10 protein-coding genes are annotated in these 11,567 nt (G+C 60.1%); 4 read left to right on the plus strand and 6 right to left on the minus strand.

Annotation, left to right across the window (positions count from 1 at the left end):
* The first annotated feature begins 161 nt into the window (after nucleotides 1-161).
* From B9A19_RS11265 to B9A19_RS11280, 4 genes are all read left to right on the plus strand, one after another.
* On the plus strand, nucleotides 162-728 hold the full coding sequence (locus tag B9A19_RS11265) for a hypothetical protein (protein ID WP_139798787.1): 567 nt from the start codon (nucleotides 162-164) through the stop codon (nucleotides 726-728).
* Nucleotides 729-796: 68 nt separating this feature from the next.
* Nucleotides 797-1,942, plus strand: a complete 1,146-nt coding sequence (locus tag B9A19_RS11270) for a ribonucleotide-diphosphate reductase subunit beta (protein WP_084090903.1) — start codon at nucleotides 797-799, stop codon at nucleotides 1,940-1,942.
* A 271-nt stretch (nucleotides 1,943-2,213) separates the two neighbouring features.
* Nucleotides 2,214-3,098, plus strand: coding sequence for a restriction endonuclease (locus tag B9A19_RS11275; protein WP_217807046.1), 885 nt, complete (start codon nucleotides 2,214-2,216; stop codon nucleotides 3,096-3,098).
* A 443-nt stretch (nucleotides 3,099-3,541) separates the two neighbouring features.
* Entirely contained in the window at nucleotides 3,542-5,947 is a 2,406-nt protein-coding gene (locus tag B9A19_RS11280) for a penicillin acylase family protein (protein WP_084090904.1), read from the plus strand.
* 194 nt (nucleotides 5,948-6,141) lie between these two features.
* Here the strand turns inward: B9A19_RS11280 and B9A19_RS11285 are convergent, their stop codons facing one another.
* The 6 genes from B9A19_RS11285 to B9A19_RS11310 form a co-directional block, all read right to left on the minus strand.
* Nucleotides 6,142-6,345: a hypothetical protein gene (locus tag B9A19_RS11285; protein ID WP_084090905.1), complete on the minus strand. Its 204-nt coding sequence runs from the start codon at nucleotides 6,343-6,345 to the stop codon at nucleotides 6,142-6,144.
* A gap of 65 nt (nucleotides 6,346-6,410) precedes the next feature.
* Entirely contained in the window at nucleotides 6,411-6,611 is a 201-nt protein-coding gene (locus B9A19_RS11290) for a hypothetical protein (RefSeq protein WP_139798788.1), read from the minus strand.
* A gap of 417 nt (nucleotides 6,612-7,028) precedes the next feature.
* Complete coding sequence (locus tag B9A19_RS11295; RefSeq protein WP_084090907.1) at nucleotides 7,029-7,670, minus strand: DUF2306 domain-containing protein; 642 nt, start codon at nucleotides 7,668-7,670, stop codon at nucleotides 7,029-7,031.
* An 80-nt stretch (nucleotides 7,671-7,750) separates the two neighbouring features.
* Nucleotides 7,751-8,854, minus strand: a complete 1,104-nt coding sequence (locus B9A19_RS11300) for a hypothetical protein (protein ID WP_084090908.1) — start codon at nucleotides 8,852-8,854, stop codon at nucleotides 7,751-7,753.
* 33 nt (nucleotides 8,855-8,887) lie between these two features.
* Nucleotides 8,888-10,294 (minus strand): hypothetical protein, encoded by a 1,407-nt coding sequence (locus B9A19_RS11305; RefSeq protein WP_217807047.1) that lies wholly within the window; start codon nucleotides 10,292-10,294, stop codon nucleotides 8,888-8,890.
* Between the two features lie 2 nt (nucleotides 10,295-10,296).
* The gene (locus tag B9A19_RS11310) at nucleotides 10,297-11,562 is read right to left on the minus strand and encodes an SPFH domain-containing protein (RefSeq protein WP_084090910.1); all 1,266 of its coding nucleotides are present in this window, start codon (nucleotides 11,560-11,562) and stop codon (nucleotides 10,297-10,299) included.
* Nucleotides 11,563-11,567: the final 5 nt, after the last annotated feature.

An 11,567-nucleotide genomic window follows, 5' to 3' on the forward strand; every position in this document is an offset into this window, starting at 1 on the left:
CAGTAATGGCAAGCGTAGCGATCCGGAAGGCAGGCTTGGTTATGCTGGGCCTGCCATTGGCCCCCTGGCGGGAGAGCAGGATAAAACTCCCTGCATCCGTTGTGGTCCAACCCGCAGGATGCCGGTTTTCCTGGTGGCAACTGTGCGAAAGGAGGATGGTCATGTTGCTGAGACTGTTGTTACTGCCACTGATGCTTGTACTCGCGGCTTGCACTACACCGTTGCCGGTGCAGGGGGGCAAGTTATCGCCGCCGGCTGGCCAGGGAGTGCTGCTGGTGGCGGTGACGCTGGATAGTTTTGACCGCGATAGTGCGACTGCCACTTTGGTGGTCGACGGCCCGAGTGGTCCGCTGTATCTGCGTGCAAGCATTGCCACCGATTACATTTATTCGCCTGGCAATGCAGCCACAGAGCACGGCAAGCTGTATGCCGTGACGGTCCCGGCCGGCGATTATCGCCTGTCCAAGATGTTTGGCTGGTGGCGGCTGGAAGTGGCACACGAAGTAACCCATCGCTACGCCGAAGCACCGTTGAATGCCTCGGTACATGTGGGTGCGGGTGAAACCGTGTACGTGGGCGACGCGCACTTGTCGCTCAACTTCCGCCCTTCCGCCGGTTTGAGCGACCAGCACCCGCGCGATTTTCATGATCTGGCCAAGCGCCGCAATATCGCCACCGACGACATTGCCGTGCGCATCGGCCAGACGCAGCAACAGGCGGCATTTTGAGCCGGCCTGTATTTAGAATTTGAATAGACACCGATTGACCAGTAATCGACTGAGAGAGGGATACCCCCATGCTGAGCTTTGACGACGACGTTGTTGAAACCACGCCGGCCCGCCCGGCGGCACCGCAATCCACCACCCCGGCCGCTGCAGCCTTTGCTGCGCCGCAGTTCGCGCCTGCAGCACCGGCTGCTGCCAATGCGCGCGTCAACGTAGTGGACAAGCGCGTGATCAACGGCACCACCGACGTCAACCAGCTGGTGCCGTTCAAGCACAAGTGGGCGTGGGAAAAATATCTGGCCCAGTGCGCCAACCACTGGATGCCGCAAGAAGTAAACATGCAGCGCGACATCGAGCTTTGGAAAAGCCCCAACGGCCTGACCGAAGACGAAAAGCGTCTGGTCAAGCGTAACCTTGGCTTTTTCGTCACTGCCGACAGCCTGGCTGCCAACAACATCGTGCTGGGCACCTACCGCCACATCACCAGCCCGGAATGCCGCCAGTTCCTGCTGCGCCAGGCGTTCGACGAGGCCATCCACACCCACGCCTATCAATACATCGTGGAATCGCTGGGGCTGGACGAGGGCGAAGTGTTCAACGCCTATCACGAAGTGGCCAGCATCCGTGACAAGGATGAATTCCTCATCCCGTTTATTGACGTGCTGACGGACCCCAACTTCAAGACCGGCACCCTGGCGGCCGACCAGCAACTGCTGAAGTCGCTGATCGTGTTCGCCTGCATCATGGAAGGCATGTTTTTCTACGTGGGCTTCGTGCAGATTTTGGCGCTGGGCCGCCAGAACAAGATGACCGGCGCTGCCGAGCAGTACCAGTACATCATGCGAGACGAATCGATGCACTGCAATTTCGGCATCGACCTCATCAACACCATCAAGCAGGAAAACCCGCAGCTGTGGACCGACAGCTTCAAGGCCGAGCTGGTAGAGCTGTTCAAGAAAGCCGTTGACCTGGAATACGCTTACGCCGAAGACACCATGCCACGCGGCGTGCTGGGCCTGAACGCCGGCCAGTTCAAGGAATACCTGCGCTTCATCTGCAACCGCCGCCTGCAACAGATCGGCCTGGATCAACTCTTCCCCGGCGTAACCAACCCGTTCCCGTGGATGAGCGAAATGATTGATTTGAAGAAAGAGAAGAATTTCTTCGAGACGCGGGTGACCGAGTATCAGACGGGTGGGGCGTTGAGCTGGGATTGAAATTAATCATCGTCGCGCGACACATAGTTTGTCCAAAACGACAGATAAGCTTGCACTCGACGACACATATATCGTCATTGGTACGGTAGTTGTAAATGAAAGAGCCTCGTACCAGCGAGGCTTTTTCTATAAGCACTGTTGGGTTACCGGGAATGCTGATGCGTGCAGTTGGTGTGTTGCATTGAGTACCAGTAATCAATTAAGAGTGCTTTCACTTTGGCCTGTCCGACGAAAACCCTAATTGAAGCGCTGGTTATTAAGAGGACTAAGTATGCAGTTCAACAGCACTCCCAATATCCGCAGTATCGACATGCTGTTCCTTGACGATGTGTTCGACATGGGTAGCGGGTATGTGCTGAACTTTTCGGACAGGACATTTGCGGGTTTCTTCGCCGAAGAACTCAACATTGATATTGATGATCCGGTTTATGCGCGCAATGGGGGTTCGAAGGCCAAACGTCTGAGGTGTTTCCTGCAAACAGTGAACAAGCCAGTTGTTGTTCAAGCCTTGATGGCGCTATGGGAGTATCGGGAGGCAGTGCGGATACGCGCGTGCAAACCAGAGACCGTAGAAGGTGCTGAAGGTCGATTGCTGCAGCTGATCAGCAAGCTGTCTGAGCCTGCGCCGGGGGCTCAGACATCTTACACGCCGACACAGGCCACCGATCGGCTCAAGTTTACGACCTTGAAGGCTGACCTACTCGCACTCGCGCAACTATCCCCTCACGCTAGAGGCTACGGCTTCGAAGTATTTCTGAAAAAGCTGTTCAATGCCTTCGGAATGGCTGCACGGGAACCCTTTAACCTTAAAGGTGAACAAATCGACGGAAGTTTCCAGCTTGAGAACGAAATATATCTTGTTGAAGCCAAATGGCACGCTCAGCGAATCGGAGTCGCAGAGCTCCATACCTTTCAAGGAAAGCTGGAGCAAAAAGCAGCCTGGACTCGTGGCCTGTTTGTAAGCGACAGTGGTTTTACCGAAGAGGGTTTGGCCGCCTTTGGCCGTGGCAAACGAATCATCTGTATGGACGGGCTAGATATTTTTGAGTGTCTGGATAGGGGGCTGCCGTTGAATCTCGTGTTATCTGCCAAGGTACGTCGCGCAGCTGAGACCGGAGCACCCTTTGTGCGCGTACGTGACATGTTCACCAAGTAACAGCGAGCTGAGATGCCTTTTACCCATGATGACATCGACAAGGGAATCATAGGGTCGGGTCTCAATACTGTTTGGTTAGGTCAAAAAGGCCAATCAAAAACATCGCCGCAGGCTGATTTGATATGAAGAAAAACGTCTAACCAAACAGTATTGGGTCGGGTCTTGTATTTTGCATGGCCCATTATCTTGCCTGATCTCTTCCCAGTTAACCGAGCAGTCGACGCTAGAGGTTTATGGCTTTAAGTTGGGCGAGCCGAAACTCGCTCGGGGTCAGGTCGCCAAGCGTATTGTGCAGAGGAAACTCAAAACATCGCTCCAAGCATTGTGGAGTTTTCCTTGCACCGGTTTTGGCATTAATGCGACACATTGCAAGCTTTAAGTAGGTGTCATATCAGTTTTCTTGCAGCCTGCTACACTCCCGAAAAAATTCGGGAGGAAGACTGATGAAGCAATCGCTCGCACGCCCCAGGCCGTTGTGGTGGCGCATTCTGATTGGCCTGCTGGTGCTGGTTTTGCTGGTGCTGGCCGTTGCCGTGATCGGCGGCACGGTGTTCCTGCGCGGCAGCCAGCCGGTGCTGGATGGCAGTGTGGCCAGCCAGGGTTTGCAGGCGGATGTAAAAATCCAGCGCGATGCCGAGGGCGTGCCAACGGTCTCCGGCGCCAGCCGGGAAGACGTAGCCTACGCCACCGGCTTCCTGCATGCGCAAGAGCGTTTCTTCCAGATGGATTTGTTGCGGCGTTCGGCCACCGGCGAGATTTCCGAGCTGCTGGGGCCGACAGCGATTGCCTATGACGAAGGGCGGCGTTTGCACCGCTTTGCCGCGCGGGCGGAAGCGGCAGTGGCGGCATTGCCGCAGGCTGACCGCAAGGTGCTGGATCGCTACGTGGCAGGGGTGAATGCCGGGCTGGATCAACTCTCAAACCGGCCGTTCGAGTATGCGCTGCTGGGCGTAGCGCCGCGCCGCTGGCGGGCGGAAGATTCGCTGCTGGTGATCTGGTCGATGTATTTCGAGCTGCAAGAATCCCAGCTGCACCGCGAGTTCGTGCGTGGCTGGCTGCGCGATCAATCAACCACCGCGCAGCAGCTGGATTTCCTGCTGCCCAAGAGCAGCGAGTGGGATGCGCCGCTGGATGCGCCAGCCATCGCCGAGGCCGCTGCGCCTTTGCCGGAGACGGCGCCGGGCTGGTTTGGCCGGGTGGCCACCAAGCAGGTTGCGGCGGTGGCCATGCTCAGCACCGTCGGCAGCAATAACTGGGCGCTGGCTGGCAAGCGCACCGCGCATGGCGCAGCCATCATCGGTACCGATATGCACCTGGGGCTGCGCTTGCCACATATCTGGTATCGCGCGGTGCTGGCCTATCCGGAGGCTGGCAAGCCGGTTCGCATGGCGGGGGTGACCTTGCCGGGCGTGCCGTCCATCGTGGCCGGCACCAATGGCCACGTGGCCTGGGGCTTTACCAACAGCTATGGTGATTATCTCGATCTGGTCGAGCTGGAATGGGACCCGAAAAACCCGGAACGCTACAAGGTGCCCAACGGTTGGGAGGCGATGACCTACCATACCGAACAGATCGTGGTGAAAGGCGCCCAGCCAGACGTGCTGAAAGTGGCGGATAGCCGCTTCGGCCCGGTGTGGTCGGTGGGTGGCAAGCGTTACGCGGTGCGCTGGGTGGCGCACGATAAGGGCGCGGTCAATCTGGGTCTGCTGGCGATGGCGCAGGCACAAGATGTGCCCGCAGCGGTGGCCGCAGCACAGCGCCTGGGCATTCCGGCGCAGAACGTGGTGGTGGGGGATAGTGCCGGCCATATCGGCTGGACCATCGCCGGCCCGCTGCCTGGCCGGCATGTGCCGGCGGGTTTCCCCTACCGGGCGGATGCAGTCGATGCGGGCTGGCAAGCCTTGGCTGCGCCCGGGCAATACCCCAGCGTGATCGACCCGGCATCTGGCCAGCTCTGGACTGCCAATTCCCGCCAGCTGGCAGGGGCCGAGTACAGCAAGATTGGCGATGGCGGTGCCGATCTGGGCGCGCGTACCCGGCAGTTGCGTGATGACCTCACCGGGCTGGGCACGACCGACGAGGCTCGGGCCTATCTGGTGATGCTGGATGACCGCGCTGTGTTCATGGCCCCTTGGCGTGACCGGGCACTGCGTGCACTGGACGACAAGGCGCTGGCCGGCCACCCGCAGCGGGCCGAGTTCAAGCGCTTGCTGCAAACCGGCTGGACTGGCCGGGCGGATGTGGGCTCGGTAGGTTATCGCCTCAGCAAGGGCTATCTGAATGAGCTCTACAGCCGCTTGTTCGGCGCCCTGGACGAGCAGCTGCAAAAAGACGATAGCCAGGCTTCGTTTGCCGTGGCCACGTCGCGCTGGCCGACGGTGATCGCCAGGTTGCTGGAGCAGCGCCCGCAAGCGTGGCTGCCGATGGGTTTTAACGATTGGCAGGCCGTCGAGCTGGCGGCGATTGACAGCACCATCACCAAGCTGACTGCCAACGGCGCGCCGCTGAGTGCGGCAACGTGGGGCCAGCGCAACACCGCCCACATCGGCCACCCGTTCATTGGCGCCATGCCGTGGTTGGCTCGCTGGCTGGCTGCACCGGCCGATCAACTGGCGGGCGATGAAAACATGCCACGCGTGGCCGCGCCGGAGTTTGGCCAGTCAGAACGCATGGTGATGTCGCCCTCGCGAGAGGCACAAGCCATCTTCAATATGCCGGGCGGGCAGAGCGGCCATCCGCTCAGCGATTACTTTCTGGCAGGGCATGCCACCTGGGTCGATGGCAAGGCTGCCCCGTTACTGCCGGGCCCGCAAACGCATGTGCTGACTTTGACGGCTGTTCGCCAATAAGCGCAATACCGTCAGCAGGGTTTTGCTGGCGGCGCTGATGACTGGCAATACCGGGTGATGGGGGGCCTGGATGGCAAGCACGGCCACTGCTCCGGTTTTTCAGCCTTGTAAAAATGGCCCGGCAATTTGCCGGGCCATTCTTTTTTTGACCGTAAATGCTATTGCATTCAGGCGATCAGGCATTCATTCCTGGATCAGTACTTGATGCAGGCAACGTAGTAATACGGGCCAGAGCCTTGGCGCAGGCCATTGTAAGTCGAGCCCGGCCATGCGGATTGGCAGAAAGACGGCCCGTCAACGGTCACATTGCCCGAAACCTGGTAATAGCGCGACTCGGAGGCCGATGCATTCATCAGCATGCCGCAAAACAGAACACCCAAAGCTACGAACTTTTTCATGATCATTCCTGTAGAGCTACGCGATTTAGGGGATGACGCTTATTGCAATAATCGGCAATCGCCGATTACTTTTGGCAGGCAATGTAGAAATATGCGCCCATGCCCTGGCGTACGCCAAAGTAGGTCGAACCAGGCCATACGGCGCTGCAATAAGCCTGGCCGCCGAGTGTTTCGGAGCTATAAACCTGGTAATAGCGGGTTTCGGTGGCGGAAGCATTCAACATCATGCCAAAGAACAGCGCACCAAAAGCAACGAATTTCTTCATGATCATTCCTGTAGGACGATTCGAGGATTGGGAAAGCATCTGGGGTAAAGCCAAGGACATAACACAGCCAATTGGCTGGCTGCTGTTTATGCCGTTGGCATTGTAGCTATACGCTGTCTCATCTGGTCAATGTTAATTTGGGATTGATGCAAATAAGCGACGATTTGCTTTTTGCTTTTTGACGTTATCGACAAGCAATTGATGTGGCGTCTGGTAGGGGGTGAGGTGGCAGTGGCCATGAGCGGGCCGCGTGATGTTTTCGAGCCTTGCTGTCAGGCCAGCAGTGGCTGGGTAAGCCGGCTGTGCGAATATGGGCTGCCCGGTTGGGCATGCAGTGAGCTGCCGCCTCAACCCTGGCTGTGCGATATGTGTTATCGCAAGGGCGTCTTGTTTTTGAAAGGTGCTTGCTGCGCGTGATCAGCGCGTGGAGGGCTGCGCAGGCTGGTGCAGCAACCATTCTGCCACCGCCAGATTGATGGCCCAGCCTGCGGCCATGCATAGCGTGCGGCTCAGCTCGCTGCGCAACGAGGGGGTGATGATCAAGGGCAGATGGGTGAATACCTGCGTGCCGGCACCCAGCCCCAGCGCATAGGCGCGTGTCATCCACACGCGATGTCTGGCGACATTGCCTTTACGGATGGCCGCAAAGCCGATGTACAGCGACGCCAGCATCGCGCTGCCCACCACCAGGCGGATCAGGTAAAGCGCCAGCCCGTCGAATTCGGGCCACGGGTAAAACTGTGTCATCCACAGGCCGGACAGCGCGCTGGCCAGACCACAGGGCACCAGGATGCGCCCGGCCAGCCGGTGCCAGCCGGGCTGCTGCCGGCGTAGCCGGGGCCAGAATTGCCATGCGCCCAGCAGGCAATACAGTGTGGTGCAGATAATGTGAATGGCCACCGGCCACGGTGCAGCCAGAAAACGTGCATTGTCCGCTGTCAGTGGCCCGCCATGCGCCAGCAGTACCAATCGCGCGGCGCCGGCCAGCGCGGGCACGATGCCGAGAGTGAGCAATCCGGCTGGTGTCAGCCAGCTTGGCAGGGTGGATGTGGGGCGCATGTTGTGGTTCCTTGCGGGAGCCTGTCTGCGCGCATGTTAACCGTACTACCGACAGCACGCGACCGTCGTTTCTGCTTGGGCTACGGTGCCAGCTTGACCGGCAGCGTTTGCTTGCCTGCCCACTCGCCAAGCAAGCTGTCACCATCGAGCCGCAACAGGAATTGCGCCGATGGCTTGCCCTGGGCATCGTTTTCATCCAGTTGCACGGTGTTGCCATCATGGCTGCCGCTTAATGCGATGGGGGTACGGTATTTGTCGTAAAAATACAGTGCATCCAGGTGGTTGGCCTTTTCGTCGCGCACCCACAATGTGACAGCCGCGGCGCCGATTTTGCCTTGCCACACACGGCCTGCCAGGCTGGGCGTGCTGGCGCTTTTGCTATCGCCCAGCAGCAGCTTGCGGCCGTAGTCGCTCATCCAGGGGCGCACGGTGGAGAGTGGCAAATCAATCACCACATCGTAAACATCATCCAGCGCGCGGCTGGCGTGGTTGCTGCAGCGGCCCCCATCCAGGCGCAGCGAGTTTGCTTGCACCAGGTACGCGAGATAGAAGCTTTCCGCTTGGCCGTTCACCTCGTTTGCCGGCTCGGTGCCAGCCAGGCAATCCTGATTCAGGGCAATGCGCGCATCGAGATCGTCGAGCGTGTCCTTGTTCGCATGTTGTTGTCTGGCCTGCTTGTATTCGCGTTGCAGCTGGGCCAGCTCTGCACGATAGCGTTTGCGCCGTTCCAGGCGCATTTGCTCGTTCAAGGCATGTTTGCCGGCTGGCGTGAACAGAGTGTCGGGCAGCAGCAGGCGGCCATCGCGTGCGTCGAAGTTGAGGTACTGATCAAAATTCTCGCAATATGCGCCGCAGCCTTCCCCTTCAAGGTGTATGGCGAAAACACGTTCGTCGTTGCGCACCACATTGAAGTTCAGTGATGCCGTGCCGACTGCATCCAGCTTGTCCGCCTTGCCGAGCGTATGCGGTTGATGCGGTGGCGGGGCGTTGAACTGCGATAGATAGAGGGCGGTGTTGATGCGCGCGGCTGCGTTGTTTCCCTGTACATATGGGACCTTCAGCGTTTCACTGCGCAAGGCATCTTGCCCATCGGGCGGGTAGGTCAATGTCTGCACCGTGATCGGCGCTGCCGCAGCCAGGCCGGAGAGCAGCAGCAAGCCAAGCAGTTTGGTGGTGTGTCGCATGATGGTCCTTTGCATTCAGGGCAATTGTATTGTTCAACGCAGGCTGATGGTCACTCGCTTCCACTGCGGATCCTGCCATTTGTAGAACGGTGTCAGCGAGTTCGGGGTGTCGGCCTGTTTTTGCACTTCCAGCGTGTCGAGCTTGAGCAGCTCGAAGCTGCGCTTGTAGCGGCCATCGACGCGTGCTTCGCGTACGGTCAGCATTTGCTGGCCGCCGGGTACCCAGCCGGCGAATTCGGCGTAACCCACGTCCGGGTTGTTCAGCGCGGGTGGCAGGATGTCCAGCTGCCAGTTGTTGCTCACGGCATGGAATACCCACAGCTCGCGCCAGCCGTCCACCGGTTGCACTGCCAGGGCCAGCGCATTGCCTTGCGGGTTGCTGCTGGCCGAGCCGGCCCATACCACGCCATAGGTGCAGTGTTTGAGCAGCACGGCTTTCTTTGCGTCGAGCAGTGCCACGCAGGTTTCGCCCGGTTCACCCGGCAGGGTGGTGATGCTGAGCTTGCCCGGCATGGCCACGGCGGGCTCGGCGGCCCAGCGTACGGCGCCGACACGCACGGCGGCATCGGCATAGCTGCCGGTATCTTCTTCGGGCAGCTCGGCCTTGTTCACGGCAGCCAGCGCCTGCAGTGCGCGGTTGGCCAGCGCTGCGGCATCCTCGCCCTTGCGGGCTTTGGCAAAAGCCAGACTGGCGGCGATGCCGGCACGGCGCATTTGCAGGCGATTCTTCACATGCTCGGGCAGCTTGAGTGCCGGCACGCGGTCGATCAGTTCGGCCCGCCACTGGTCGATGGCATAACGCTCACCGGGGCGCAGGTTGGGATCGATACAGTCCGGGCGGGTGAGCGCCAGTGCGGCACGGGCGCGTTGTTCGTCGCTGGACGGCATGGCCAGCACGTGGCGGAAGGCATCGCCGTCGTAACACAGTTGCAGGCGGCCATCGCGCTCGATGCTGGTCAGCTTCACGCCATAGCTGGCGGCAATATCCAGATGCGCGGCCAGCGTGGTATCGGTGCTCTTGCCTTGCCTGGCTGAGGCACGCCGCGCCAGCCGTTCGGCCAGGACGCCCAGATCATCCAGCGCTTCGGCGCTGATGCCATTGGCCGGGGCGGCTTTCAAATAGGCTGCTGCGTAGCCGATGCCCAGCGCTTCGGCCCCGGGTGTATCGCGCAGGAAGCGCACTACCGACAGCAACTCGGGCGCGTCTTCGGGCTGCAGATTGCTCTGGCGCACCGCGCTGGCGCGGATATAGCCACCACGCTCCAGGCGGTGGTTGTACACCTGCAGGTAATCCTGTTTTTCACCGCGGATTTCCAGCGTATCGCCCTGCCACATCACGGCCTGCTGCTGGGCGGAATCCTTGGGGGCGCTGCGCAGGGCGGCCTGATCCTGCGTGACGATGGCAACGGTAGCGAGTGCCGCCAGGGTAGCGATGGCCATGATTATTGCTCCTCGGCTTGCTGTTCAGTCTGTGCGTTGTTGCCGGCATCAACCTGCGGGGCGGCATTCTTCTGTTGCGCGCCCAGCAGCGCAGCGCCAATGAAGCCACCGTCCTTGGGGGTGGGGGCGATGATGACCGAGATCTTGTCCGACAGCTTGTCGGCCATGGCCTTCTGGATCAGCAGCGGGTGCTTGGACAGCAGCGCGCCGTCGACCGCCATCTGGTCGCTGCTGGCCTTGGCCAGTTGTTGCTGGCGATAGACTTCGGCATCGGCCAGCTTGCGGCGCGAATCGGCTTCACCACCGGCTTCGATCACACGCGCCTGTGCGCTGCCCTCGGCGGTCTTGATGCGCGATACCTTGTCGGCTTCCGCTTCCAGCTGGCGCTGCTCGATCTGTTTCTGCTTGAACGGCAGCACGTGCTTCATGGCTTCTTCCTGCGCCTTGGCAGCGATGATCTGCTCGTTGCCGGCGGCTTCAGCGGCTTTCTCACGCTTCACCTTCTCGGCTTCGGCTTCCAGCGCGGTCTGTTTCACCTGCTTGTCCTTCAGCTCGAGCGTGTAGCGCATCTGTTCGCTGGCCAGTTCTTCGGCCAGCATCTTTTCCAGGCCAGCGCGGTAGTCGGCCGGCAAGTCCACCTTGCCGATCTGCACGTTCAGCAACACCAGGCCACTGCCGGCCAGCTTGGGGCGCAGTTCGCTCTCGATGGTTTGCTGGATTTCACCGCGCTTGGTCGAGAAGATTTCGCGCACCGTGTAGCGGGTAAAGGTCTTGTAGATCACGCCTTGCACTGCCGGCTGCACCACCTGGCCGCCGATGTCGTCCGGCAGCTTGCGGGCGCTGCTCAGCACGCGAGCCGGGTCGAGTGCGTAGTGCACCGTCAGGTCCACACCGACCGACAGACCCTCCACCGACTGAAAGGGTGCATCGCCATTGGCCTTGCTGCTTTGTGTGGGGTGATAAAGCTGCTCGCGCAGCGAGAAACGGCGCAGCTGGTGCAGCCCGGGGATGGCCAGCATGCTGCCAGCGCGGAATTCACTGCTGCTGCCGGTCAGCTGATTGGTGCGTACCACCACTTCGCCAGGCGCCACCGAATCGACCGACAAGTAGATACCACCCACCAGCACCGCTGCAGCAATCAGGCCGTAGCGCAGTTGCGGATTGCTGCGGCGTGGTGTGGTTTCTACTTCCAGTTCTCCCTCGCGCTGATCACGGACGCCCAGTGCAGTGCGGATGGACTGGACGATTTGCTTGAGCTTTTCCGACATGATTG

The organism is Andreprevotia lacus DSM 23236, from assembly GCF_900176275.1.
In the GTDB taxonomy this organism is placed as follows: domain Bacteria; phylum Pseudomonadota; class Gammaproteobacteria; order Burkholderiales; family Chitinibacteraceae; genus Andreprevotia; species Andreprevotia lacus.

Coding starts and splice junctions, on each gene's coding strand:
- B9A19_RS11265 (WP_139798787.1), top strand. CDS start 162: ATGTTGCTGAGACTGTTGTTACTGCCACTGATGCTTGTACTCGCGGCT.
- B9A19_RS11270 (WP_084090903.1), top strand. CDS start 797: ATGCTGAGCTTTGACGACGACGTTGTTGAAACCACGCCGGCCCGCCCG.
- B9A19_RS11275 (WP_217807046.1), top strand. CDS start 2,214: ATGCAGTTCAACAGCACTCCCAATATCCGCAGTATCGACATGCTGTTC.
- B9A19_RS11280 (WP_084090904.1), top strand. CDS start 3,542: ATGAAGCAATCGCTCGCACGCCCCAGGCCGTTGTGGTGGCGCATTCTG.
- B9A19_RS11285 (WP_084090905.1), bottom strand. CDS start 6,345: ATGAAAAAGTTCGTAGCTTTGGGTGTTCTGTTTTGCGGCATGCTGATG.
- B9A19_RS11290 (WP_139798788.1), bottom strand. CDS start 6,611: ATGAAGAAATTCGTTGCTTTTGGTGCGCTGTTCTTTGGCATGATGTTG.
- B9A19_RS11295 (WP_084090907.1), bottom strand. CDS start 7,670: ATGCGCCCCACATCCACCCTGCCAAGCTGGCTGACACCAGCCGGATTG.
- B9A19_RS11300 (WP_084090908.1), bottom strand. CDS start 8,854: ATGCGACACACCACCAAACTGCTTGGCTTGCTGCTGCTCTCCGGCCTG.
- B9A19_RS11305 (WP_217807047.1), bottom strand. CDS start 10,294: ATGGCCATCGCTACCCTGGCGGCACTCGCTACCGTTGCCATCGTCACG.
- B9A19_RS11310 (WP_084090910.1), bottom strand. CDS start 11,562: ATGTCGGAAAAGCTCAAGCAAATCGTCCAGTCCATCCGCACTGCACTG.